Origin of the sequence: Salinigranum marinum, from assembly GCF_024228675.1 — an archaeon.
In the GTDB taxonomy this organism is placed as follows: Archaea; Halobacteriota; Halobacteria; order Halobacteriales; family Haloferacaceae; genus Salinigranum; species Salinigranum marinum.
Window position 1 is genome coordinate 1,884,111 of sequence record NZ_CP100461.1, and the last position, 24,499, is coordinate 1,908,609.

Annotated in this window: 23 protein-coding genes; 8 read left to right on the forward strand and 15 right to left on the reverse strand. The window is 67.6% G+C overall.

Going from position 1 to position 24,499, the window contains the following annotated elements:
• Positions 1-8: 8 nt before the first annotated feature.
• The 3 genes from NKJ07_RS09250 to NKJ07_RS09260 form a co-directional block, all read right to left on the reverse strand.
• Positions 9-1,883: an ABC transporter substrate-binding protein gene (locus NKJ07_RS09250; RefSeq protein WP_318570296.1), complete on the reverse strand. Its 1,875-nt coding sequence runs from the start codon at positions 1,881-1,883 to the stop codon at positions 9-11.
• A 176-nt stretch (positions 1,884-2,059) separates the two neighbouring features.
• Positions 2,060-2,626, reverse strand: coding sequence for a hypoxanthine/guanine phosphoribosyltransferase (gene hpt, locus NKJ07_RS09255; RefSeq protein WP_318570297.1), 567 nt, complete (start codon positions 2,624-2,626; stop codon positions 2,060-2,062).
• Positions 2,627-3,091: 465 nt separating this feature from the next.
• On the reverse strand, positions 3,092-3,376 hold the full coding sequence (locus NKJ07_RS09260; protein ID WP_318570298.1) for a transcriptional regulator: 285 nt from the start codon (positions 3,374-3,376) through the stop codon (positions 3,092-3,094).
• Between the two features lie 115 nt (positions 3,377-3,491).
• Between NKJ07_RS09260 and NKJ07_RS09265 the strand changes: the two genes are divergently transcribed.
• The 4 genes from NKJ07_RS09265 (at position 3,492) to NKJ07_RS09280 (ending at position 6,029) form a co-directional block, all read left to right on the forward strand.
• Positions 3,492-4,457 (forward strand): nucleotidyltransferase family protein, encoded by a 966-nt coding sequence (locus NKJ07_RS09265; protein ID WP_318570299.1) that lies wholly within the window; start codon positions 3,492-3,494, stop codon positions 4,455-4,457.
• Between the two features lie 198 nt (positions 4,458-4,655).
• Entirely contained in the window at positions 4,656-4,913 is a 258-nt protein-coding gene (locus NKJ07_RS09270) for a DUF8028 family protein (protein ID WP_318570300.1), read from the forward strand.
• Positions 4,910-5,152, forward strand: coding sequence for a DUF7123 family protein (locus NKJ07_RS09275; RefSeq protein ID WP_318570301.1), 243 nt, complete (start codon positions 4,910-4,912; stop codon positions 5,150-5,152). The genes NKJ07_RS09270 and NKJ07_RS09275 overlap by 4 nt, the downstream gene beginning before the upstream one ends.
• Positions 5,153-5,216: 64 nt before the next feature.
• Entirely contained in the window at positions 5,217-6,029 is an 813-nt protein-coding gene (locus NKJ07_RS09280; protein ID WP_318570302.1) for a cytochrome c oxidase subunit 3, read from the forward strand.
• Positions 6,030-6,044: 15 nt separating this feature from the next.
• On the opposite strand, the gene NKJ07_RS09285 is transcribed toward NKJ07_RS09280, so the two are convergent.
• Together NKJ07_RS09285 and NKJ07_RS09290 are read right to left on the reverse strand one after the other, a co-directional pair.
• Positions 6,045-6,587 (reverse strand): DUF7979 domain-containing protein, encoded by a 543-nt coding sequence (locus NKJ07_RS09285; RefSeq protein WP_318570303.1) that lies wholly within the window; start codon positions 6,585-6,587, stop codon positions 6,045-6,047.
• Positions 6,587-8,869 carry a DUF6789 family protein gene (locus NKJ07_RS09290; protein ID WP_318570304.1) on the reverse strand — a complete coding sequence of 761 codons (2,283 nt, stop codon included), beginning with the start codon at positions 8,867-8,869 and terminating at the stop codon, positions 6,587-6,589. Before NKJ07_RS09290 ends, NKJ07_RS09285 begins: the two co-directional genes overlap by 1 nt.
• Before the next feature lie 175 nt (positions 8,870-9,044).
• Here NKJ07_RS09290 and coxB point away from each other — a divergent pair, with 175 nt between their 5' ends.
• Positions 9,045-9,794: a cytochrome c oxidase subunit II gene (gene coxB, locus NKJ07_RS09295; protein WP_318570305.1), complete on the forward strand. Its 750-nt coding sequence runs from the start codon at positions 9,045-9,047 to the stop codon at positions 9,792-9,794.
• A 55-nt stretch (positions 9,795-9,849) separates the two neighbouring features.
• On the opposite strand, the gene NKJ07_RS09300 is transcribed toward coxB, so the two are convergent.
• The 10 genes from NKJ07_RS09300 to purB all read right to left on the reverse strand — a co-directional run bounded on the left by NKJ07_RS09300 (position 9,850) and on the right by purB (position 19,370).
• Positions 9,850-10,566, reverse strand: a complete 717-nt coding sequence (locus NKJ07_RS09300) for a diphthine--ammonia ligase (protein WP_318570306.1) — start codon at positions 10,564-10,566, stop codon at positions 9,850-9,852.
• 43 nt (positions 10,567-10,609) lie between these two features.
• The gene (locus NKJ07_RS09305; RefSeq protein ID WP_318570307.1) at positions 10,610-10,744 is read right to left on the reverse strand and encodes a hypothetical protein; all 135 of its coding nucleotides are present in this window, start codon (positions 10,742-10,744) and stop codon (positions 10,610-10,612) included.
• A gap of 174 nt (positions 10,745-10,918) precedes the next feature.
• Complete coding sequence (locus NKJ07_RS09310; protein ID WP_318570308.1) at positions 10,919-11,869, reverse strand: phosphoadenosine phosphosulfate reductase family protein; 951 nt, start codon at positions 11,867-11,869, stop codon at positions 10,919-10,921.
• 138 nt (positions 11,870-12,007) lie between these two features.
• A complete protein-coding gene (locus tag NKJ07_RS09315; protein WP_318570309.1) occupies positions 12,008-12,973 on the reverse strand; it encodes a phosphoadenosine phosphosulfate reductase family protein in 966 nt (321 codons plus the stop codon).
• A gap of 141 nt (positions 12,974-13,114) precedes the next feature.
• Positions 13,115-14,479, reverse strand: a complete 1,365-nt coding sequence (locus NKJ07_RS09320; RefSeq protein WP_318570310.1) for an outer membrane protein assembly factor BamB family protein — start codon at positions 14,477-14,479, stop codon at positions 13,115-13,117.
• 129 nt (positions 14,480-14,608) lie between these two features.
• The gene (locus tag NKJ07_RS09325; protein WP_318570311.1) at positions 14,609-15,172 is read right to left on the reverse strand and encodes a DUF7110 family protein; all 564 of its coding nucleotides are present in this window, start codon (positions 15,170-15,172) and stop codon (positions 14,609-14,611) included.
• Positions 15,173-15,331: 159 nt separating this feature from the next.
• On the reverse strand, positions 15,332-15,673 hold the full coding sequence (locus NKJ07_RS09330; protein WP_318570312.1) for a glutaredoxin family protein: 342 nt from the start codon (positions 15,671-15,673) through the stop codon (positions 15,332-15,334).
• Between the two features lie 257 nt (positions 15,674-15,930).
• The gene (gene gfcR / locus NKJ07_RS09335) at positions 15,931-16,575 is read right to left on the reverse strand and encodes a transcriptional regulator GfcR (RefSeq protein ID WP_318570313.1); all 645 of its coding nucleotides are present in this window, start codon (positions 16,573-16,575) and stop codon (positions 15,931-15,933) included.
• Positions 16,562-17,632 carry a glucose 1-dehydrogenase gene (locus NKJ07_RS09340; protein ID WP_318570314.1) on the reverse strand — a complete coding sequence of 357 codons (1,071 nt, stop codon included), beginning with the start codon at positions 17,630-17,632 and terminating at the stop codon, positions 16,562-16,564. Before NKJ07_RS09340 ends, gfcR begins: the two co-directional genes overlap by 14 nt.
• Positions 17,633-17,942: 310 nt before the next feature.
• A complete protein-coding gene (gene purB / locus NKJ07_RS09345; protein WP_318570315.1) occupies positions 17,943-19,370 on the reverse strand; it encodes an adenylosuccinate lyase in 1,428 nt (475 codons plus the stop codon).
• 168 nt (positions 19,371-19,538) lie between these two features.
• On the opposite strand from purB, the gene purH reads away from it, so the two are divergent.
• From purH to folP, 3 genes are all read left to right on the forward strand, one after another.
• Positions 19,539-21,113 (forward strand): bifunctional phosphoribosylaminoimidazolecarboxamide formyltransferase/IMP cyclohydrolase, encoded by a 1,575-nt coding sequence (gene purH, locus NKJ07_RS09350; protein ID WP_318570316.1) that lies wholly within the window; start codon positions 19,539-19,541, stop codon positions 21,111-21,113.
• A gap of 261 nt (positions 21,114-21,374) precedes the next feature.
• Positions 21,375-21,812 (forward strand): universal stress protein, encoded by a 438-nt coding sequence (locus NKJ07_RS09355; RefSeq protein ID WP_318570317.1) that lies wholly within the window; start codon positions 21,375-21,377, stop codon positions 21,810-21,812.
• A 112-nt stretch (positions 21,813-21,924) separates the two neighbouring features.
• Positions 21,925-24,426 (forward strand): dihydropteroate synthase, encoded by a 2,502-nt coding sequence (gene folP, locus NKJ07_RS09360; RefSeq protein ID WP_318570318.1) that lies wholly within the window; start codon positions 21,925-21,927, stop codon positions 24,424-24,426.
• The last annotated feature ends 73 nt before the right edge of the window (positions 24,427-24,499 follow it).

Genomic DNA, 24,499 nt, shown 5'->3' on the forward strand with positions numbered 1-24,499 from the left:
TCGCACTGTCACTCGAAGTACCACGTCTGGGCGTCCCAGCCGCTTGCGAAGTCCTCGATCGGTCCCACGACCTGCGAGCGGTAGCCGCCGATCGACGACGACATCGTCACGAAGCCGAAGGGCTGTTCCTCGTTGATGTAGCCGAACGCCTGGCCGAGGAGTTCCCGCCGTTCGTCCTCGTCGACCGTCCGGGAGGCCTCCTCGTAGAGCCCGGCGATATCGCGCTCGGGGACGTAGCCGTAGTAGTTGATGCCGCCGCGCTCCTCGAAGAACGCCTTCGACGACGTCGGCGTGTACGGGTACGTGTTGAATCCGAGGTTCACCGACATGTCCCACGGCTCGGGACTGGTCGAGACGTCGCGCGGGCCGCCGTTGAACTGCCCGCCGGTCCACGGTGCCTCCTCGCCTTCCGGCGGGCTGTTAGTGGCGAACTTCTCGATGAACGACGAGGTTGGGCTGAGCTCCACCGCGATGCCCGCGTTCTGCTGGAACTCCTGGGCGATGAACTCCGCCGTCGTCCGCTCGGTCTGCTGGCCCTGGTCGAAGTACAGCGAGAGCTGGACCTGCTCGCCGTCGCCGTTCTGCAGCGTGTCGCCGTCGTAGCCGTAGTCGGTGTCGGACAGCGCGTCGGCGAGCGCCTGTCGGGTGACCTCGGGGCCGTAGCTCTCGCCGACCCCGTAGTCGGTGATCCGGTCGCCGACGTACCACTTCGTCCACTTCGGCTGCATCGTCTGAGCGACCTGCGCGTAGCCGCGGTAGATGTTCTCCGCGATGGACTGTTTGTCCACCGCGTGCGCCAGTGCCTGCCGGACCGCCTTGCGCCGGAACGGCTCCCAGCCGTTCGCGCGCTGGTTGTACGCGAGCACCGCGACGAACGGCTGGGGCGTGACGTTGAGGTAGACGTCCTCGAGGTCCTGGAACTGGTTCGCCTTGTTCGGTGGGATGCCGGCGGTCGTGACGTCGCCCCGACGGAGCGCCCCGAGCCGAGCGCTCTCCTCTTTGATCACCCGGACGATCCGCCGGTCGAAGTACGGCGCGTCGGCCCACTCGTCGGCGAAGCCGTCGGGGATGCCACCGAGCCCCGAGAAGTCGAGTTCGCCGTTCTGCGCCAGCTCCCGCATGTAGTAGTCCTCGTTGCGCGTCACGACGAACTGCGACTCGCGGTCCCACGTCTCGTAGCTGTACGGCCCGAGGTTGCCGCTGTACGCGAGCGTGTTGACCTCCTCGTCCTGCTGGAGCCCCTCCACGTCGCCCGAGGGAGCGTACTTCTCGAGGATCCCCCTGGGCATACAGTTCTGTCCCCACAACACCGGTTTGAACGGGAACGACGGGTCGACCTCCGGCAGCGAGAGCGTGAAGGTGAGGTCGCCGGTCTGTTCGACCGGAATGGGCTCGCCGTCGCGGATCCAGTCGTCGGCGTTTGGGTAGCCCGACCAGTTGTCCGGGTCCTGAAACACCTCCTGGATCAGGTAGACCCAGTCGTCGGCGGTCATCTGCCCGTAGCCGGCACCCCACTGGAGGTTGTCGCGGAGCTGGACCTCGTAGACGCGGCCGTCCTCGGTGGAGATGTCGGCCCAGAGCGGGAACACCTCCTGTTCGGGCGTGATGACCCAGGTGGCGTCGAGCGTGAGCCCGATGAAACTGCCCGACGTCTGGTCGGCGATCGAGATCCAGTTGAGCGAGGAGGCGTCGACCGACGAGGCACTCACGTAGTCGTTGCCGGTGCCCTGAGTATCGGTTTCCGACGAGGTCGAGCCACCCTGGTTGCTCGAACAGCCCGCAAGCGCGGTTGCACCCCCCAGTCCGAGAATCTTCAACAGGTCCCTTCGACCCGGCCGGTACAGGGCGTCCGGGCGATCGTCGCCGCCGGAGCCGGATGGCATGGTGTGTGAAAACAGCCTCCAAAGTAAATATCCATCGGTGGGGTGAGTCAGTCGCGTGAAAACGTCCACCTCACCGGGTCGTACGTGGGTGAAGACGGGAGGCCGCATCGGGGTCGGCGACCGCCCGTCCGATCGTCGCGAACGAGTCTCGTGTGACGTGTCTCGTGTGTCGCAGGTCAGCCGTCGCCCTGCTCGTCGACGATGACGACCTCGCCGTCCTCGACGGTGACGTTGATGAGCGTCTTGACCGAGTGGTCGGTGTCGTCGAGCTTGTTCGGCCCCGCCTTCTTGATGACGGCGACCACGTCGACGACCTCGGCACCGATGTGCGACAGCGCGTCGAGGATCGCCGTCATCGTTCCGCCCGTCGAGAGCACGTCGTCGAGGACGAGCACCTTGTCGCCCTCGTACACGTCGTTGATGTACATCGCCGAGTCGGAGTAGCCCGTCGTCTGGTGGAGCGACACCTCGCCTTCGAGGCCATACTGCCGCTTGCGGATGACCACCAGGGGAATGTCGGTCATGAGCGACACCGCGGTCGAGATGTGGATGCCCATCGCCGCCGGCGTGACGATCTTGTCGACGTCCTCGATCTCGGCCTTCCGGATGATCCGGATGACGATCTCGCGGAGCAGCTCCGGTTCGAGCATCGGGACCCCGTCGCTGATGGGGTGGACGAAGTACTGATACTCCTCTTTCTCGATGATTGGTGCGTCGAGGAGCGACTGCCGCAACTGGTCCATGCCGTCGGTACCAGAGGGGGGGAATAAAACGTGGCGGTTCGCGGGCTCCGCTGATTCGTCGGGACGGTTGATGCTCGTGGTCGAACTCCTGCGCCGAGGAATCCCAGCGAGAAAGTACCGCCGAACGGCGAGAGGCGTGCGGACCGAGCGGTCACCAGAGTGGCGACGCCACGTCCTCCCCAGCCGGCTGCGGTCCTCGCCGCCCGCTCCGCTCGCGGCTCCGTTCCTCTCCCCTCGCGCGCGTCGCGGACGAGAAGTACTGCGACGCCACGCGCCACCCCCACACGGCTGTGCCGGTCGGTGTGCGGGTGGCGAGTGGACGAGTCGGCTGGAGGGGAGATCACGAGCGGAGCGTGGAGACTCGAAGCGTCGCGGGTGCATGAGCGAACCCGCGCCACGGTCCCCGTCGGCGACGGCCATGCTGTCGGACGCTCTCGTCCCCACGAAACCCCGGTCGACGTGTCGTCACTCGATCTTGAACACCGCCTCTTCGATCCCCTCGCTCCGGCAGTCCGGACAGCGCGAGGGGTAGTTCACGGGGTCGTCGAAGGCGCTGAACCCGCAGTTGCGACACTCGGGCGGGGCGACCAGGAACCGTTCGTCGTCGCCGTCGAGCGAACGTGCGACGTGTCGGAGGTGGTCGTACACCGTCGAGGCGGGGACGCCGACGCGGGTCGACAGCTCGCTCGCGGTCGCCTGCTCGGTTCGGAGTTCCTCGGCGATGCGTTGTCGCGTCGTGTCGGGGGGCATACGCCGACTCGGCGACGGACGGGCAAACGTCTTACCCCGGGCAACGGCACGGCGAGACGTATCAGGAGAACATAGCAAAGACGAAAACACCCCGGAGAGAAGTGATGGACGGATCATGAAAGCAGTCGTCCTTGCAGGCGGGTACGCCACACGGCTCTGGCCGATCACGAGGCACCGACCGAAGATGTTCCTCCCGATCGGCGACGGGACGGTCATCGACACCATCTTCGAGGAACTGGAGGCGGACGAGCGGGTCGACGAGGTGTTCGTCAGCACCAACGAGTACTTCGCCGACGAGTTCCGGACGTTCATCGACGAGAGCGACTACGAGAAGCCGACGCTCTCTGTCGAGGAGACCGTCGCCGAGGACGAGAAGTTCGGCGTCGTCGGTGCGATGGCCCAGCTCATTGACCGCGAAGAGGTCGACGACGACCTGCTCATCGTCGCCGGTGACAACCTCATCAGCTTCGGGCTATCGAACTTCATCGACTACTTCGAGGAGAAGCAATCGCCGTCGCTCGTCGCCTACGACGTCGGCTCGAAGGAGAAGGCCAAATCGTACGGGCTGGTCGAACTGGAGGGCGACCGCGTGGTGAACTTCCAGGAGAAGCCCGAGGACCCCGCGAGCACGCTCGTCTCGATCGCGTGTTACGTCTACCCCGCCGACACGCTCCCGCTGTTCGACGAGTACCTCTCGAACGACAACAACCCCGACGAGCCCGGCTGGTTCGTCCAGTGGCTCCAGGAGCGCGAGGACGTGTTCGCCTTCACCTTCGACACCGCCTGGTACGACATCGGGACGCCCGAGTCGTACCTCGAAGCGGTCGCCGGCTACCTCGAAGGCGACAACTACATCCACGACGACGCGGTCATCGAGAACTCCGAACTCGGCGAGAACGTCCACGTCATGGCCGGCGCACACATCGAGAACTCGACGATCGACCGCTCGGTCGTCTTCCCCAACGCGACCGTCGTCGACTCCGACATCCGTGACTCCATCATCGACGAGGAGACGCACGTCGAGGACCTCGACCTCTCCGGCGCGCTCATCGGTGCGCACTCCCGTCTGCAGCCCGAGTAACGAACCGACTACGACTGCCGGCCCACCGGGTCTCGAGGAGACTCAGCGCCGGTACATCCCCGTTTTACCACCCCGACCAGCCGGTCTGCGGGGGGACGAACGCCGTGTGGGGGGACGGCGGCCGCGTGTCAGCGTTTCACACAAATCGGTCGTTGAGCCTTAGGTACCTTTTGATGACCGCCACGAGTAGGGGTGGGTATGTCAGAGTACGCTCGCATCGCCTCCCCGCTGGTGACGCGGTCGGTCGACCGGGGCATCGCACTCGTCCGGTGGAGTGCCTTCTGGAGCGCGATCGCCCTCCCACTGGTCCACGTCCCGCTGCTGGTCGCCGACGGGATCCCCCCGTCGTCGCCGCTCGTCCTGTCGCTGTGGCTCGTAAACGTCGTCGCGCTGGTGCTCGGTCGTCACCACGCCCCCCACGGCCGGCCGCGACGCCCGCGAGGTGAGCGTCGGTGAGCCGAGCCGAGTCGGCGACGGCGAGCAAACGGGACCGGCTGGAGTCGTACCTCCGCCGGCGCGCCGAAGAGGGAGAGTTCTACTTCAAGAGCAAGTTCATCGCAAGCGAGGTGGGGCTCTCGACCAAGGAGATCGGCGCGCTCATGCCCGAGGTTCGGCGGTCGGCGACCACGGTCGACATCGACGAGTGGGGGTACGCGAACGCCACGACGTGGCGGGTCGTCCCGACCGAGGACTGACCAGGTAGGGCACGGATCGGCCGGAGGCACGTGGATATTTGTCACGCCGCGCACACTGACGGGTATGGACGGCACACCCGACGTAGCGACGCACGGCGAGGGCGGGCAGACGCACCACGCCAGCCGGTGGCCGATCGTCGCCGCCGTCGGCGCGGCGACGCTGTACGGCGGCGGTGGCCTGGTGCTCGCCGGCGGATCGCTGCTCCCGCGGCTCCCACTGCTCGGTCTCGCCGGCGTGGGCGTTGTGGTGCTGTTCGTCGGCCTGGCGGGGTGGGCGTACGAGGCGTTCGTGGCCGATTACTGGGCCACACAGGCGGACCGCTCGCGCATCTACATGGGCGGGATGATCCTCTTTCTCGTCTCCGACGTGGCGACGTTCGCGGCGGGGTTCGTCTACTACGCGTTCGTCCGGGTGGGCTCGTGGCCGCCGGGGGAGTTGCCGCCGCTCGTCGGGTCGCTCGTGCTCGCGAACACGCTCGTGTTGGTCGTGAGCAGCGGGACGATCCACCTCGCACACGGCGCGCTCGAAGCCGGCCGACGGCGGCGGTTCGTCCGGTGGCTCGCGGTGACGGTCGGGCTCGGCGTCGTCTTCGTCGCCGGGCAGATATACGAGTACTACGAGTTCGTCGTCCACGAGGAGTTCGCTCTGTCGAGCGGCGTCTTCGCCAGCGCCTTCTTCGGGCTCACGGGACTGCACGGGCTCCACGTGACCCTCGGGGTCGTGATGCTCGGGACCGTGCTCGTGCGTGCGCTTCAGGGGCAGTTCGTCGAGGGCCGCGACACGGGCGTCCGGACGGTCGCGCTCTACTGGCACTTCGTCGACGTCGTCTGGGTCTTCCTCGTCGCCGTGCTCTACGTCGGCGCGGTCGTCGGCTGACCGCCCTCGCCCTCGTTACTCCGACCGCTCGTTCTCGCCGGCCTGCCGTTCGAGCGCGACGAGCTTCCGGTAGGCCGGCGGGGTGAGCACGGCGACGGTTCCGAGGCCGATGGCGAACAGCCCGAGCGGGAAGCCGAGCGCCGGGGCCCGGAAGCAGGTGTTCTCCGCGACGATCGTCGCGTAGTAGCGCGAACCCTCGTACGTGACGACCGTGCCGTTCTCGAACGCCGGGCGGTTGGGGAACGATCCGTAGACGTGGGCCTCGCCGCGCGGGGCGTCGAGCGCCTCGGTGAACGCCGTCCGCTCGGCCGGGCTCAGCTCCGCGAACGAGAGGGTGGCCACGCGCGGGCCGCCGTCGTCGACGAGTTCCGCGACGCGTTCGGGCGACTCGACCGCGATGGTGGGCTCGTCGCAGTCACGGAGTTCGTCCTGGATGAGTGCGTAGCCGCCGGGGACGGCCCCGCCGATCCCGATCGCGATCAGCAGGACGCCGACGAAGGGGGCCACGTACGTGAACAGCAACGATCCGGTCTCGGAGTCGTCATCGTCGTCGGCCATCAGGCGTCACCCGCCTCGAGCCGGTCGCGCCGTCGCGTCTGGAGGTAGCGGAACGTCACGGTCAGTCCGAGTCCGTACGCCCAGTGCGCAACGAGCACGAACGCGAGGTAACCGACGAGCGCCAGGCCGCTCTGTCCCGTGTAGAACGCGAGTATGAACCCCGAGGAGATGATCGTCGCGAAGACGAGCCCCGTCTCGAACAGCATGCGACCGGGGAGGTAGTCCGAGAAGGCGAGGAACAACAGCGGCCAGGTGACCGTCCCGCCGACGAGGAACAGCCCGACGCCCAGGATCGGGTTCGGCGGCAGGCCGACCAGTTCGGCGAGTTCGATGAGCGAGACGAGGTCGAAGACGCCGACGAGCGCCGCCGTCCCGAGCCCGCCCGCCATGAGAACGGTGCCGACGAAGCCGCCGATGGCCGCGAGCGAGGCGTTCGAGGCGACGATCCGCCACGTTGAGCCGACCGCCCCCGACGAGAGCGAACTGGCCGCCTCGGCCTCCGGCGCGTACGACCGGCGGACGGTCTCGGGTTCGGTCGGGGTCATGTCGTAGCGGTCAACCATGCGCGCCTCGAACCACTGCCACTCGTTGGTGAACTGGTTCGTCTTCTTCAGGTTCCAGGGGTCGGTGCTCTCCACCCGGTCTCCCTGCCAGTACGACGCGAGCATGTTGTACAGCCAGAGGAGCGCGCTGATGCCGACGACGTACGAACCGACGGTGGCGATCTGCTGGGCCAGTTGGAACTCCGCCGGGTAGATGGCCTGTCGACGGGGCAGGCCAAGCCCGCCGATGACCAACAGCGTCATGAACGCGACCGTGCCCCCGAACACGAGGAGCACGGACTGGAATCGGGCGAGCCGGCGGTCGTACCACCGGCCGGTGATGAGCGGATACCAGTAGTAGCTCGCCGCGATCATCATAAAGGGGATGATGCCGACGACGATGAGGTGGAAGTGGCCGACCACGTAGTAGGTGCCGTGGTAGAGGATGTCGATCGGGATCACGGCCAGGAAGACGCCGGTGACCCCGCCGATGATGAACGTGCCGATGCCGCCGGCACAGAGGATCAGCGGCGCGGTCATGCGGATGTTGCCGTCCCACATCGTCGTGAGCCAGTTGAACACCTTGATCGCACTCGGCACGGCGATGGCGATCGAGACCGCCATGAACGACGCGCCGATCCGCGGATCGATCCCCGTGACGAACATGTGGTGGGCCCACACACCGAACGAGAGCACGCTCAGCCCGAGCGTGGAGTAGACGACGGCGCGGAAGCCGAACAGCTTCCGGCCGACGAACTTGGGCAGGAGGAGGCTCATCAGCCCCGTCGCGGGGAGGAAGAGGATGTACACCTCGGGGTGGCCCCAGAACCAAAACAGGTGTTGCCACAGCAGGGCACCACCCCCGTCGCTGGTGAAGAAGGTGGTGCCGAAGTTGCGGTCGAGAAGCAGCATGACGATCGCACTGCCCAGGAGGGGGAAGGCGAACAGCGCGAGGCCGCTGGTGACGAGCATGTTCCACGAGAAGATGTCGAGCGACGCCCAGGTGACGTCGTCGGCACGCTCGTAGAAGACGGTCGCGATGAAGTTGATCGCGCCGATGGTGGTCGCGATCCCGCTCAGATGCAGGCCGAGAAGCAGCAGGTCGAGCTGTGGGTTCGGCGACTGGATCGACAGCGGCGCGTACAGCGTCCACCCCACGCCCACCTCCCGAACCGTGAGGAGAAAGCGGATCGGCTCCGCGGGCAGGACGAGGTTCAGGAGTTGGCCGCCAACCTGGATGAACAGCCCGGCCCGGGCGAGCAACAGCGCCGGTGGGAGGAGCCAGAAGCCGATGGCGTTCACCCGGGGGAACGCCATGTCGTCCGCGCCCAAGAGGAGAGGAAGGACGTAGTTCCCGATGCCGAAGAAGACGGGTGCGGCGAAGAAAATGAGCATCGTCAGCCCGTGGGTCGTAAAGAGCGCGTTGTACGTCTCCGGGGTCCAGATGTCCGCGGCCGGCGTCAGGAGTTCCGTCCGCATCATCATGGCGTCGATCCCGCCCCACACCCCAGCGACGGTGCCGAAGACGATGTACAGCAGGCCGACGTCCTTGTGGTCGGTCGTCGTGAGCCACCGGAGCGCGGCCCGCTGGAGTCGGTCGAACTCGTTGCGGATCGACTCCCGCTCGACGACACCGCCGTCGCTCAGCACGCGGCGACCGCGCGCCCCCCACCACACCGCGAGGCAGGCCGCGAGGAGGACACCGAGCGCCGTCGCCTCGACGATCGCACGGTTCATCATCGGGGCCGACCTCCGCCGAGCGGTCGAGTTTGGCTCCGGAGTCGCATTGACACTGACTGACATATCCGGACGTATAAAACCATATGCTGAGGCGCGTGACGCTCGTCGAGTCGAGACGACACCACCCGTGTCACGGTACTAACCTATAACACGAGGGGAGCCGAACAGACGGCCGATGCGTCGTAGTCGCGCCAGTCGGATCGCAGAGGTCGCCGCTCCGCTCGCTGTCGCCGTGGTCGGTGTCGTCGTGGTCGCGGTGTTGCTCTCGACGCCCGCGGCCGCCCAGTCGGCCAACCGGAGCGCGATCGACGACCTCAACGAGCAGTTGCTCTACGTCGCGCTCCCGCTCGTGCTGTTCGTCGAGATCACGCTGGTGTACGCGCTCTACCGCTTCCGGAACAACGACGACCCACAGCCGACGACGAAAGACCCGGCGCTCGAGATTACGTGGACCGCCGCGACCGGCGTCATCCTGCTGTTCGTCGGGCTCTCGGCCTTCTTCGTGCTGGCGAACCCGTACATCAGTCCCGCTGCCGCCGCCGGAGCGCCGGACGCCGCGTCGAACCCGGGCGGCGCCGTCGAAATCGAGGTCGTGGCGTACCAGTGGGGCTGGGAGTTCCGCTACCAGGGCGAGAACGTCACCAGTCAGTCGCAGTTGGTGTTGCCGAACGACCGCGACGTCCGCTTCTCGCTCGTCACACGGGACGTCATCCACTCGTTTTACGTCCCCGAGTTAGGCCTCAAACAGGACATCATCCCCGGTCAGAGCACACAAGCACGGACCCGCGCGACCGAGACCGGCGAGTACACCCTCTACTGCGCGGAGCTCTGTGGCGTGGGCCACACCCGAATGCACGGGACGGTCACCGTCCTCCCGCAAGAGGAGTACGACGAGTGGCTCGACGAGCAACGTGCGGAGAACTGAACGGCACGCTGCGTTCGTTTTACAGCCCCGACCCCGACCTGCCTGCGACCGCGCGTCAGGCCAGCCGTGCGTCGGTCACCCTGATGCGTCCCCGCGTCCCCTCCCACTCGGTCTCGTACTCCAGTTCGATCCGCCGGGACATGTGCGGTCCGTTCGTGACGAACGTCTCGAACTCGCCGCCCTCGCCGAGCAGGTGGACGCCGTACCGTTCGTTGAGCTCACGGAGTTCGGCCAGCGCGTCCGCGTCGAGCGTCCGGCCGAGCCACGACTCGTCTAGGCCGGCCGCGGCGACCTGGAGGATGGTGATCTCGAAGCCGGCGTCGAGCATCTCGCGGGCGAGCGCCTCGGGGTCGCGCTGCCACAGCGGGGCGAACAGGTCGACCCCGAGCCGGTCGCACATCGCGCGGATGCGGGAGGTCTGAAACTCGCTCTCGATGGCCCCGGCCGTGACGCCGGCGAGGTCGACCTCGTCACCGAGATCACGGAGCGCCGCTTCGAGCGGTTCGAGTTCGGCGTCGCCCTGTGCGGCCGAATCCGACGCCGCCGTCGCCCGGAGGTCGCCCGGGTCGACCTCGACGATCTCGATCCCGATGCTCTCGGCCGCGAGTCTCGCCAACCCCGTCTCGGGCACGTGGTACATGTACGAGTCCGAACCCTCGCCGGGGTGGACGGTGAGGAGTCGCGTCACGTTCAGCCCCGCTTCGAGCGCGCGGTACAGCGCCCACGAGGAGTCCTTGCCGCCGGAGAAGAGACTGACCCAGTCGTCCGTCATTGCACGGGGTAGACGCGAGGCGGGTAAACGCTCGTCGGTTCCGCTACTCCTCGCCGCCGTCGGGGCGCGGCTCGACGTCGTACATCTCGGCGTACACTGACGCCCACGCGTTCGCCCGGCAGCGGCGGGGGACCGGACGGGGAGCGATCCGCGAGACGATCGAGAGGATTCGGGACATGTTTAGGTATGCCTAAACCGTCGGAGCATAAAGCCGTGCCGGTCAGTGTCACGGAGAGCGAGCTGTGTTCGGTCGATACGACCGACACCGTGGTCGAACCGGGGGGCACGAAACGGGAGGCGTGGACTTGGGGACGTGGGGACGGCACGGACGGACGCCGGCCGGGTCGGTCCGTTACATGTAGCCCAGGTCGCGGAGGCGTTCCATCAGGTTCTCCTTGTCCTGGGCGCGGCCGGCGCGTTCGGTCGTGTTATCGAGGTCCTGGACCCACGCAGGGCGGTCGCCGGACTTCTCGGAGCCGGTTTCGGTGCCGAGGGAGCGGAATCCCTCGAAGTACTTCTCCGGGACTGGGACGTCCGCGAGGGCGACTCCCGCGGGAAGGTCTCCGCGGGACTGCGGGACGTGCCCCGCGGGGTACCCCGCTACCGAGTCGGGCACCACGAAGCTCCAGAACGCGTCCCAGAGGTCCGCCTCGGTGAACTGGAGGATGGGGTTGACGCGGTCGTGCGGCGGGTACTTTGCGGCGTCGTGCCGCGGCGAGAAGAACGTCTCGTCCGCACGGGAGGCCTGTTCGTCCCAGCGGACGCCCGAGAAGACGCCGTCGAAGCCGTACTCGACGATGGCGTCGTTCAGCGCGACCGTTTTCAGCAGGTGGTTCCCCTCGAAGGAGTCGGGGTCGACGACGAGTGTCTCGGCGTCGTAGTCGATGCGGGCGAGTTCCCGGCGCGTGTCCTCGCTCAGTTCCGCGACCGGAACCTCGTCGCCGAACGCCCAGCCGCGGTCGAAGAAGTCCTCGTTGCGGGCGACGACGAGGTCGAGATCCCACGCGTCGACCCAGCGGTCGACGAACGCGCGGACGTCGTCGAGCCCCTCGAAGTGTTCAATGTAGACGACGGGGGGGACCGGCACGCCGAGGTCGGCGGCGACCTCGCGGACGACGTACAGGACGAGCGTCGAGTCCTTCCCGCCGGTCCACATCACGGCCGGCCGGTCGTACTGTTCGAGCGCGGTGCGGGAGACTTCGGCGGCCCGTTCGAGTTTGGCGTCGAGCGTGGGGTAGTCGGCGGCGCGCTGTCCCGCTCCGAGCGCGTAGTCGACGGAGACGTGAGCCAGAGCTGAGTTCATCGGTGAGGGGACGCGCAGACCGGATATAGATATGAACGGACTACACGTCTCGCGGGAGCGGTAGGCGATACCTACCGCATCCACGTCCGTCGGTTCCGCCGACAGAAGAGGAGGGGCAAGAGGGGTACGGGACGTGCGTTACATGTAGCCCAGGTCGCGGAGGCGCTCCATGAGGTCCTCCTTGTCCTGGGCGCGGCCGGCGCGCTCGGTCGTGTTCGCCATGTCCTGCAGCCACGCGGGCTCGTCGGCGGACTTGTCGGTCGAGACCTCACTTCCCAGGGAGCGGAAGCCGGCGAAGTACTTCGGCGAGACGGGGATGTCGGCCATCTCCAGTCCCTCCGGCAGGTCCTCGTCGTTCTGCGGGACGTGCCCGGCGGGGTACCCTTCCACGGTCTCGGGGACGACGAAGTTCCAGAAGGCGTCCCAGACGTCGGGTTCGGCGAACTGGAGGATGGGTTGGATCCGGTCGTGCGGCGGGTAGATGTCGGGGTCGTGCCGCGGCGAGAAGAACGTCTCGTCGGCGCGGGCCTCCTGTTCGTCCCAGCGGACGCCCGAGACGACGCCGTCGACGTCGTACTCCTCGAGCGCGTCGTTGAGCGCGACCGTCTTCAGCAGGTGGTTTCCGACATACGTGTCGAGCAGGAACGGGAAGGTGTCTTCCTCGTACTCCAGCAGGTTCCGGATGTGGTGCTGGTTGTGCTCCGACAGGGCCTCGACCGGGATGTCGTCGCCGGGGGTGAGGCCGTTCTCGTCGACGTAGTCGCCGACGTCCGTGTTGCGCGCCCAGATGACTTCGAGATCCCACTCGTCGGCCCAGTGCTTGACGAAGTCGATGAGTTCGTCGAAGTGCTGGTAGTGGTCGATGAACACGACGGGCGGTACCTCGAGGTCGAAGCGGTCGGCGACCTCCTTGACGAAGTACAGCGTCAGCGTCGAGTCCTTCCCACCGGTCCACATCACGACGGGGTTCTCGTACTGTTCGAGCCCCTGCTTCGTGACCTCGATGGCCTTCTCGATCTTGTGTTCGACGCTCGGGTAGTCCGCCGGTTCTTCGCCCTCACCGTCGGTGTAGTCGACGTCGAGGTAGTCGGGGAACGCTGACATCGTATAATGAGATATAATTACAGCGCTTCAAAGGTTTTGTGACTGCGCGCCGTCGTGTACCTCGGTAGCACACGTTGAGACGTCAGTAGACGTTTACGCCACCCGTCCACGACCGACGCGCTCGGCTTCGGGCTTCGCTCGTTAGACCTCGAGCGCGAGTAGCCCGCTTCTCGACTCAGCGAGGTACGCACGCTCCGTATCGACAACCGGCTCCGTCAGTCGGAAGCGTCCGGCGAACGTCCACCGTGCCTCGCCGGTGGCCGTATCGAGACAGACGAGGTGTCGACGCCGGTCGTCTGTGCCCAGCGACCCCCGGAGCAGTAGGTTGCCACGGGTGACCGCGACTGGTGAGACGAGCGCCAGGTCCGAGTCGTGTCGCCACTCGACGGTTCCAGCTTCAACCCCCACGGCGACCGCATCGGGACCGCCGACGTACAGCGTTCCGTCGACGAGCGGTGCGTCCGAGAGGGCGTTCCGCCACGCGTCGACCCAGCGGTTGTCGTCGTAGCCGGGGAGCAGTCGGGCGACCGGACTGTCGACTGTCCACGTCGGCGTGCCGCTCGCCGGGTCGAGGCGAGCGAGACGCTCCCCACCGACGAACAGTCGACCCTCTTGCGCCCGGATCGTGAACGCGAGCCAGTCGTCGCCGAACGTCCACTGCTGTTCGCCAGTCGCCATGTCGACACCGTGGACCATCGGCTGCCGCTGAACCGGCTCGGTCACGAAAACGAGCGTGTCGACCGCCCGTCCCAGCGTTCCCAACTGGTAGGTGTCGACTGGGTGCGTCCACGCACGGGCGCCGTCTGTCTCGACGGCCACCACACCTTCCGAGCCGGCGACGTACACGGTTTCGTTGGCGACGAGAGCGTCGTGTTCGCCGTTGACGTCGACTGACCACCGGATGCTCCCGTCTGCTGACGCGAGCGCGAAGAGCGTCTCAGAGGCGGATACGCCCGCCTCGTTCGGAGGTGCCGTCACGACGAAGACGGTCTCATCGTCGCTTGCGAGTACGCGGAGCCGGTGGGAGCGTGGTTCGAACGTCCAGCGGCGCTCGCCCGTCTCGGGGTCGTAGCCGTGGACAGCGTAGTGCTCGCCGAACCGGCCGATGACAGCGACGAGAGTCTCCCCGACCAAGTGCGGCGGTGCCTGCACTGGCCAGTCGGTCTTCGTCGACCACTGCACGTCGCCGGTGGTCGGTGACAGGGTGGACACGCCTTTGGCGGTACCTGCGAATAGCCGTCCGTCGACTAGCGTCGGTTGGTTGGTCGCGCTGTACGCCACGTCGGTCTCCCAGCGGACGCGCTCGGTGCCGACGCGCTCGGGCGGGTCCTCGGTGTCGTTCAGTTCGCCGTCAGCCGGTGTCGGGTCACTGCTAGCTGGTGTCGGGTCACTGTCAGCTGGTGTCGGGCCAGTGTCGGTCGGTGTCGGGTCGCCGACGCTCACACAGCCCGCAGTCGCGGCGAGACCGGTCGCACAGACTCGGAGGTAGCGACGTCTGGAGGGCATCGCGTCTGCCCCTATCCTCGTCTTCGTTCACATATCTGACGGAACTCCAATCCCGGAGCGAGCGACCCGTTGAGAGGAGTTCTCGACAGTGGTCGCTACGTCGTCTCAAAAAACGTCGGCCGTCCCGGACTAGCTGATGAATTTGTTGTCGCGCCAGTTGACCGTGTTGCCGCCGCCGTTGTTCTGCTGGGGGTTCTCGACGACTTCCACGGAGGCGGCGCGCTCGTCGCCCTCGACGATGCGGGTGGCGTGGAGTTCGCCGTCGTCCTCGGTGACGGCGGTGAGCGTCCCCTTCTCGGCGAGTCGCGCGAGGTCGACGAGGACGAGGAACATTGGGTACTGGAGTGCGGTGTTCTGGAGGACGGTCTCGCGGTCGCCCTTGAAGCAGGCGAACTCGACGAGTTCGGAGGGGATCTCCTCTTCTTCTTCGCCCCAGCGCGGCGCGCCGGCTCGGGGCGGCTCCTCCTCGTACACTCGGTTCTCTGTCACGCTCGCTTTCAGCTGGGCCGTGGGCGTGTACTTGCTGAGCGATTCGTCCGTGGCGACGGCCTTGATGATGAGGGTGTTGTTCCGTCGAGTGATGTCGATGTCCTCGATCTCGGGGGGTAACTCTGGGTCTCCCTCGAAGTAGTCTGTCACTGTTTCGAGCGGCAGTTCCAGCGTCGAATGGAGTCGGAATACGCGGCCTGACATTGTTTGGCGGTGAGGGGTGGACAGCGGCCGGAGCGCACTGCGGTCGTACTCGTGTTACGGTAGGTCGTCCGGGTTTATATGGGCTATCCTTTCGTCGCGGCGCACGGGCGAGCCCACGAGACCCGGAGACGGCGGTGGTGTGAGTCGGCGGTCGGGCCGTCAGGTGGAGAGCGTCGGTTCGAGTTCGCCGCGTTCGTCCAGTTCGGCGAGGATGTCCGAGCCGCCGATGAACTCGCCCTCGACGTACGTCTGCGGGGTCGTCTCCCACCCGGAGTGTGACTCCAGCGCCGCGCGGAACTCCGGCAGCGCCGGTAGCACGTCGACGGTCTCGAACTCGTCGACGTACTTCCCGACGAGTTCGACCGCACGCTTCGAGTAGCCACACTGCGGCATCAGCCGGTTCCCCTTCATGAACACCACGACCTCGTTGTCCTCGATAGCCTGGTCGACGCGTGCCTGGACCTCCTCGGCGGAGAGTTCCGACTCGGGACTGAACGTCATGCTCGTGTCTAAGACGAGCGCGTTCAAAGGCGTTGCGCCCTCGTCGAATTTGTGCACCGTCGGGCCGTGTGCGCCGCCGCCGTGACCGGCGCACTGGTCGACGGACAGCCGTGTGAGTGAAAAGAGAGTCGGCGTCGTCGTGGAGACCGCGGACTCTCGCTCCCCTCGCGGACCCGCCGCGGGAACCGCTCGGGTCGGTCTTCCCCCGTTACCCGCGTCCCGAGGAACGAGATCCGCCCGCTCGTCCGAACCGCCCGTTAGCCGTCCGCGCCGACGCGGACGACGTTGATGAGCGAGTAGACGGGCACGCCGTTCAGCTCGTCGACCCCCTGTTTGTCGACGAGCACGACGCAGGCGATGGGGTTGCCCCCCTCCTCGCGGATGGCTTCGATCGTCTCTTTCATCGTCGTCCCGGAGGTGACGATGTCGTCGACGACGTAGCAGTCACGGCCCCGAATGGTGGCGAAGTTGCGCGAGAAGGATCCGCCGAGTTCCTCGATGTCGCCCTCCTCCCACTGGTGTTTCGCGGGGGCGTAGCTCCCCATGTCCGTGTCGAGTTCGCGCGCGACGACCGTCGCGAGCGGGACGCCGGCCTTCTCGATCCCGATGGTGAGGTCGACCTCCTTGCCCTCCTTCGACAGGAGGTCGGCCATCGCTTGGCCGGCGTAGGTGAGTCGGGCGCTGTCGCGACCGAACGCGCTCCAGTCGACGTGGATGTCGTGGGGGCTGCCGTCGTTCCGTGGTTCAGTGACGACCGCGGTGTCGCCGCTGGCACCGCTCTTTTCGACGAGCCACGACGCGGTCTCCCGGGAGACGTTGAGTTCGTCGGCGATCTCGCCCTTCGAGAGCCCGCGGTTGGCCAGTTCCTCGGCGCTCTCGATGAGGTCGTTAACGTTCTTCATATGCGCTGAATTCGACGGCCGTTTTTATAACGGTGTTGTCGTCGACGAACGCGTTCCGGAAGTCGTCGACGGGGTAGATCCCCGTCACGAGATCGTCGAGGAGCCACTCCGGCAGGGCGTCGAGCGTGTCCGTCGCGGCCTCGAAGTGCCGCACGTGGGAGTTGACGCTACCGACCATCGCCTTGTTGTGCAGGACCATCTCGCCATGCATCGCGCCGACGTCGAACTCGTACTCCGTGGGGCCGGGAACGCCGAGGAGCGCGACGACGCCGTTCGGGGCGAGCGCGTGGATGGACTGCACTGCATGGGGAGCGTACCCCGTCGCCTCGAAGACGAAGTCCATCGGCTCGAACGCCTCGCTCACCCCGTCGACTGGCGTCCGTCGGGAGTCGACGTACGTCGCGCCGAGTTCGTCCATGATCTCGATCGTCGGATCGGGGCGGTCCCGGCGGCCGAGACAGTAGACGCGGTCGTACACCCGGTCGAGCATCGCCAGGGTGAGGAGCCCGAGCGCCCCGTTGCCGAGGACGAGCGCCGACTCGGGGTCCCACTCGAACGACGACCGCGAGGCGTACGCGAGTTCGAGCGCCTTTTCGGTGATGGAGATCGGCTCGACGAGAAAGCCCAGCGGCGTCTGGTGGTCGGGGATCCGCACGAGGTACTCCGCCGGCGACGTGAAGTACTCGGACATGTAGCCGTGCGCGCCGACGATACCGCGCTCGTGGTACGCCCCCTCGGGGGCCATGTCGGGTTCGCCACGCTCGAAGTAGGCGTTGGTGCCGTTCGGCGGTCGGCGCACGGTCGGCACGACGACGTCGCCGACCGCGAAGTCGGTCCCGTTTGGATCCTCGACGACCCCGACCGCCTCGTGGCCGAGGACGAGGTGGTCCTCGCCCGCGGGGAACCCGCCGTGTCCCCCCGCGATGACCTCGTGGTCCGTGCCGTCGACGCCGACACGGAGCGTCCGAACGAGGACCTCGCCCACGTCCGGGTCAGGGCGGGGCTTCTCGATGACGACGGGCTCTGGGTCCTCCCGCCGGACTGCGATGGCTTTCATACTCCTCCCGTTTGACCCGGAGCACCAAAAGATTTATTCTATAGTGAGTAAACACTATGAGCAGGTGAGCAGCCGACCGCGTCATCCAGCCCAGACGCGCCGCAGCACGCGGATTCCAGCCCAGTCCAGCCTAGCCATGTTCCGTCGGCGCTCACCGTTCTCACATTGCAGAGCGCGCCGCCTCTCGAACGGATCACGGGAGCCTCGGCTCCGACCCCTCGCGACCGAGCCACGTCTGTCCCCAGCCAACGGTGACTCCGCGTACCACGGGCCGACAGGCGGCGCGGATGGCGGGCGAAGGGCCGCGTCGTTACCCGTCGAGGCCGTCGAGGTCGTCGACGAGAGCCGCGGCGATCCCCGTGTAGCCCGCGGGCGTGAGCGCGGCGAGTTCCGCGCGGACGTCGGGGGACACGTCGAGTTCTTCGAAGAGGTCCCGGAGGTCTGCGAGCGTCACCCGTTCGCCGCGGGTGAGCCGTTTCACCCGCTCGTACGCGTCCGTGTCGCCCTCCCGTCTGAGGATCGTCTGGATCGCCTCCCCGAGGACCTCTGGGGTCGCGTCGAGTTCCTCGCGCATCACCTGTTCGTTCGGCACGACCTTCGACAGCCCCCGTCCGGCCTTCGAGTAGCCGATGAGACAGTGTGCGAACGCCGCGCCGACGTTCCGCTTCACCGTCGAGTCGGAGAGGTCGCGCTGGAGGCGCGAGGTGGTGACGTAGTCGGCGAGGAACGTGAGGTCGGAGTTGGCCTTCGAGAGGTTCCCCTCACTGTTCTCGAAGTCGATGGGGTTCACCTTGTGTGGCATCGTCGACGAGCCGGTCTCGCCCGCGACGGTCTCTTGGCCGAGGTAGCGGTCCGAGACGTACAGCCACGCGTCGCGGTCGAGGTCGAGGAGGACGTTGTTCGCGCCCCGAACGGCGTCGAAAAGTTCGGCGAGGTCGTCACAGGGGTTGACCTGCGTCGAGAGCGGCTGATGGTCGAGCCCCAGTCCGGAGACGAACTCCCGCGCGAAGGCGCGCCAGTCGACGTCGGGGTACGCCGCGACGTGGGCGGCATAGACGCCGGAGGCCCCGGCGAGTTTCCCGGCGAGGTCGTCGGTCGCCCGCCGGATCCGGCCCGTCGCGCGTGCCAACCGGGCGGCGTACACCGCCATCTCCTTCCCGAAGGTCGTCGGCGTCGCGGACTGGCCGTGGGTGCGGGCGAGCATCGGGAGGTCGCGGTAGTCGTGGGCCATCTCGACGAGCGCGTCCCTGAGATCGGCCAACGCGGGGAGGACGACTTCCTCGCTCGCGCCGCGGACGAGGAGCCGCTGGGCGAGGTTGTTCACGTCCTCGCTCGTGAGACCGAAGTGGATCCACGGGAACAGCCGTTCGGCGTCGTCGACCGTCTCCGAGAGGCGGACGCGGAGAAAGTACTCGACCGCCTTCACGTCGTGGTTCGTGGCCTCGTACTCCTCGGTCCCGTCGACCTCGATCCGCTTCACCAGTCGGGCGTCGTCGGCACCGAACGACTGGAACAGCGAACGGAGGCGCTCCCGCGTCGCGTCGTCGACCGTGAGCGGGGTCGCGTCGAGGGCGGCGAGCGCGAGCAGGTACTCCACCTCGACTTCGACGCGAGCGCGCATCAGCGCCGACTCGCTGGCGTACGGGACGAGTGACTCCGTCCGTGACGCGTACCGACCGTCGAGCGGCGACACCGCCGCGAGCGGGTCCGTCCGGGGGAGTTCTGCGGGAAGGGTCATGGCGGCAACTGCCGCCGGCGCTGGCAAAAGGGTGTCGATGGCGTGTGACACTTCCGTGTATATTCGTCGGCCTTATACCCCGATTGTCGCCGAGTAGTACCCACAATTGTGTATAGTATCCGGTGCCGGACCGCAACTGTTTTTCCGCCCGCACGAGGGGACTCACTCATGCTCAAGATCGCGGGGCTGGCGAGCAACCGTGGACGGAACCTGCTGCACATCGCCGACCGAGCGCCCGGCGGTGCCGAACTGTCGGTCGTGTTGACGAACCGTGAGGGAGCCCCGGTTCTCGAACGCGCCTCCGAGCGGGGGATCCCCACGGAAGTCGTCGAGCGCGGTGACGACTCCCGGGAGGCACACGAGCGACGGGTGGTCTCGCGGCTGTCGGCGTACGACGTCGACCTCGTCTGTCTCGACGGCTACATGCGCGTCCTCACCGACGAGTTCCTCGATTCGACCCCGACGACGCTGAACGTCCACCCCTCCCTCCTCCCGTCGTTCCCGGGCATGGACGCCCACGAGCAGGTGCTCGACTCGGGAGTGAGAATGACCGGCTGTACGGTCCACGTCGTCACCGAAGCGGTCGACGGCGGTCCGGTCGTCACACAGGAGGCGGTCCCCGTCTACGAGGACGACGACGCCGCGAGCCTGAAAGAACGGGTGTTGTACGAGGCGGAGTTCACCGCCTACCCCCGGGCGATCCGGTGGTTCGCGGAGGACCGCGTCGAGGTCGGTGACGGGAGCGTCCGGATCGGCGGCGACGCGGGCGGTGACTTCCCGGAGCGTCGGCTCGCCTCCGACGACCGCGTCTCTACCCTGCGGTACGGCGAGAACCCCCACCAGGAGGCCGCGGTGTACGCCGACGACGGCTGTGCGGAGGCGAACGTCGTTCACGCCACACAGCGGAACGAGGGCGCGAAGGCGCTGTCGTACAACAACTACAACGACGCCGACGCCGCACTCTCGCTGATCAAGGAGTTCGACGAGCCGGCGGCGGCGGTGATCAAACACGCCAACCCGGCGGGCTGTGCCACGGCGGGGACGCTCGCCGAGGCGTACGAGCGCGCGCTGTCGACGGACGCGATGAGCGCGTTCGGTGGCATCGTCGCGCTCAACCGCGAGTGCGACACCGCGACCGCCGAGGCCATCGTCGAGTCGTTCAAAGAGGTCGTCGTTGCACCCGCGTACACGGACGCGGCGCTGGACGTGCTCGGGGAGAAGACGAACCTCCGCGTGCTCGACGTCGGGCCGCTGGGCGAGGCGACGGACGACCTGACCGAGAAACGGCTCGTCGGTGGGCGACTCGTCCAGGAGCGCGACCTGTGGGCGCCCGACGCCGACGACGTTGAGGTCGTCACGGAGCGCGAACCGACCGACGACCAACTGGCGTCGATGCTGTTCGCCTGGCGCGTCCTCAAACACGTCAAATCGAACGGGATCGTCTTCGCCGCGGAGACGGAGACGGTCGGGATCGGGATGGGGCAGGTCTCCCGGGTCGACGCCGTCCGGCTCGCGGCGATGAAAGCCGACGAACACGCCGAGGGGAAGTCCGCCGAGGGGGCGGTGATGGCGAGCGACGCCTTCTTCCCGTTCCCCGACGGCGTCGAGGAGGCCGCCGAGGCGGGCATCGAGGCAGTCATCCAACCCGGCGGCAGTGTCAACGACGAGGACGTCGTCGCGGCGGCCGACGAACACGACATGGCGATGGTGTTCACCGGCCGGCGGTGTTTCCGCCACGACTGAGCGTCAGCGAGGGAGTGGTGGAAGCTCGCGGCGGCTCTACCGACGCGGTGCTTTCGCCACCAATCGTGACGAAAGCTCGCTGACGAGCGAGTAGAACGAGCGCTTCGGTGCTTTCGGAACCACTTGTGCCGACTGCTCGCCGCAAGCGGGTGCGGAGCGGAGAGCGGCGAACGGCCTCACACGGGCAGACGTCAGGACGGTCCGAACAACCGGGAACGACACCCCCCATTATAACGGGTGGGCCCGAGAGTGTCGCACGAGATGTACGACGACATCCTCGTTCCGACCGACGGGAGCGCCGGCACGGACGAAGCCCTGACGCACGCACTCGACATCGCGACACTCCGCGACGGACGGATCCACGCCCTGTCTGTGGTCGACCGGCGGGTGTACCTCTCGGCGGACCGCGACCAGCAGGACGCGATCTTGGAGAGCCTGACCAGCGACGCCGAGGACGCCGTCGTGGCGGTGCGCGATCGGGCGGCGGACGCGGGGGTCGAGACGACCACCACGATCCGCGACGGCGTCCCGCACTCGGAGATCCTGCGGTACGCCGACGAGGAGGGCATCGATCTGATCGTCATCGGCACCCACGGGCGGACCGGCCGCGACAAGCTCGTCAACATGGGCAGCGTCACAGAACGCGTCGTGGAGAACGCCGAACAGCCGGTTCTCGTCGTCCACATCGGCGACGACTGAAGCGTCCGCGACCGTCGAATCGGGTCGGTTCGACCGGCCGACACGGCGTGTCTCCGCCGAGCGATCCGACCGAAAAAGAAGGGTTAACGGGAGGTCACCGCGTCTGGGAGGTATGGAGTACCACGAGGCGGTGAACTTCCTCTTCGACCTGCGCCGCTTCAGGATGAACCCCGGGACCGAAGCGGTCGGGGGACTACTCGCTCAGCTGGGAGATCCCCACGAGGACGTCGCGTTCGTCCAGATCGGTGGGTCGAACGGGAAGGGGAGCACCGCCCGGATGGTCGAGTCAGTCCTCAGGGAGTCGGAGCTCTCGGTCGGGCTGTACACCTCGCCACACCTCGACGACCTGCGAGAGCGGGTCACCGTCGACGGGCGGATGATCCCGAAACGGGCCGTCGCGGCGTTCGTCGAGGAGGCGCGGCCGTATCTCGTCGACCGGGCGGCCGAGGGCGAGCCGCTCACGTTCTTCGAGACACTCACCGCGCTGGCGCTCTGGCAGTTCGGCCGCGTGGGCGTCGACGTCGGCGTGCTCGAAGTCGGTCTCGGCGGGGAGTTCGACGCGACGAGCGTCGTCGATCCGATCGCAGCGGCCGTGACCAACGTCACGCTCGAACACACCGACGTCCTCGGCGACACCGTCGAGGAGATCGCAGCGACGAAGGCGGCAATCGCACCGTCGAACGGGCCGCTCGTGACGGCGACCGACGGGACGGCTCTCGCTACCATCCGCGACCGCGCCGGGGACGTCGTTCGCGTCGACACCGAGGGAGATGCCGACGCCGACGTGCGGGCGACATACCACGGCCGCGAGACGCCGGTCGAAGCGCGCGTGGCCATCGACGGTGACGGGTGGCGGATCGACTCGCCGCTCCCGCTGATCGGCGTCCATCAGGCCCGCAACGCCGGTGTCGCCGTCGCGCTGGTCCGGCAGGTCACCGACCGGCTCGGCGTCGATCTGACTGACGCGATGATCGTCCGCGGCCTCAGAGGGGCCCACTGGCCCGGCCGGTTCGAGGTGATGTCACGGGAGCCGTGGGTCGTCCTCGACGGCGCGCACAACCCGGGGGCGTGCGAGCAGGTCGCATCCGTGCTGGCCGAGTTCGACTACGACCGCCTGCACCTGGTGTTCGCGGCCATGAACGACAAGGACCACCGTGGAATGGTCGAGGCGCTGCCGACGCCCGACAGCGTGGTGACGTGCCGGCCGAACCTCGAACGCGCGGAGACGCCCGAGCTCCTCGCGCGTGTGTTCGAGTCCCACGGCGTCGACGGCGTCGAGGCCGGTGGATCGGTCGCGGACGCCGTCGCGGCCGCTCGCGACCGGGCCGACCCCGGCGACTGCGTGCTCGTCACGGGGTCGTTGTTCTGCGTCGCCGAAGCGCGCCGGACGTGGACCCGTCGGGTGGTCCCGAAACGCGTCCGCGACGGCGACGAGGCGGCGACGGTTCTCTCGCACGCGGCGGTTCCGGAGCGCGAAATCCGCGAGCACCGCGACGAGGCCGTCCATCGCGTGGTCGAGACGCGCCTCGAACGACGGCAGGCGGAGTTCGTCCGCCGGGAGACGATCCGGGCCGGCGGGCAGTGCGTCGTCTCCGGCCACGCGGACGATGGCGAACTCGTCTCAGTCGTCGTCATGGGGACGCTCGCGCAGTTCGCAACGCTCGTCGACGCGCTCGACTCGGCTCCGTACGGGCTCGCGGCGGTCGGTGATCGGATCCGCGACCGGCTACTGTCCGGCGACGGGACAGGAGCGACGCCGACACGAGGCGGTGAGTCGGAGTACCCGTGGTCGGACGGGACCGTCGTCATGGGCATCCTCAACGTCACCCCGGACTCGTTTCACGACGGCGGCGAGTACTACGACGTCGACGACGCGGTCGCGCAGGCGGCGGCGATGGTAGACGCCGGTGCCGACATCATCGACGTGGGCGGGGAGTCGACGCGTCCGGGGGCCGAGGAGATCCCGGTCACCGAGGAGCGACGGCGCATCGTCCCCGTCATCGAAGCCGTCGCGGAACTCGACGCCCTCGTCTCCGTCGACACGCGGAAGGCCGCCGTCGCGGCCGCGGCGCTCGACGCCGGGGCCGACATCATCAACGACGTGACCGGCCTCGACGACCCCGAGATGCGCTTTCTCGTCGCCGAGCACGAGGTGCCGGTCGTCGTGATGCACTCGATCGACGCCCCCGTCGTTCCGGACAAACCCGTCGAGTACGACGACGTCGTCGGCGACGTCGTCGACGAGCTCGCGGAGACGCTGCTTCTGGCCGAGAAGGCCGGCATCCCACGCGAGCGGGTCGTCGTCGATCCCGGCCTCGGCTTCGGCAAGAGCGCGGCCGAGAGCTTCCAGCTCCTCGACCGACTCGACGAGTTCCACGCGCTCGGCTGTCCGGTTCTCGTCGGCCACTCCCACAAGTCGATGTTCGGCCTCGTCGGCCGGGACGCAGGGGAGCGTGGACCGGCGACCGTCGCGGCGACGGCGCTGGCGGCGGATCGCGGCGCGGAGATCGTCCGCGTCCACGACGTCTCGGAGAACGTCGCGGCGGTTCGGGTCGCCGCGACGACGAGAGGGACCCGGCCGCCGTCCGACGACGACCCGAACGAGGCGGCGTGAGGCGACTGTTCGGTGGCGGACAGGTGGCACTCGGTGGCGGACAGACGGCACTCCGTGCCGGACGGACGGCGTG